Source organism: Mesorhizobium sp. M5C.F.Ca.ET.164.01.1.1, assembly GCF_004792125.1.
In the GTDB taxonomy this organism is placed as follows: Bacteria; Pseudomonadota; Alphaproteobacteria; order Rhizobiales; family Rhizobiaceae; genus Mesorhizobium; species Mesorhizobium wenxiniae.
In genome coordinates, this window is sequence record NZ_SRTG01000234.1 from 1 (window position 1) to 364 (window position 364).

A 364-nucleotide genomic window follows, 5' to 3' on the forward strand; every position below is an offset into this window, starting at 1 on the left:
CTGCTCAACTGCTGCCGGCCCGAAGCCATTGCCGCCGCATTGCCGGAACTGCTGGCCCTCGGCGGTCCGGTTGGCGCCTATGCCAATGGCTTCACCTCGGTCGAGGCGCTCAAGCATGGCGGCACGGTCGACGTGCTGCACGCGCGCCATGATCTCGATCCGAACGCCTATGCCGACCAGGCGATGGGCTGGGTCGAGACTGGCGCCAGCATTGTAGGCGGCTGTTGCGAAGTCGGGCCGGCGCACATCGCTGCGCTACGCGACCGGCTCATTCAGGCCGGCCATCACATCGCGGGAGCAGCCTGATGCCAAAACCATCGAAGCGCATTACCGGCATCGTGCCATCGGGCAAGGACGGCTGGGA

At 66.5% G+C, this 364-nt stretch carries 1 protein-coding gene; it reads left to right on the forward strand.

Annotated elements, in window-relative coordinates; translation table 11 throughout:
• Positions 1 to 306 (forward strand): homocysteine S-methyltransferase family protein (locus EN807_RS33275; protein ID WP_189522681.1); only part of this gene is annotated, 306 nt, incomplete at its 5' end.
• Between the last annotated feature and the right edge of the window lie 58 nt (positions 307 to 364).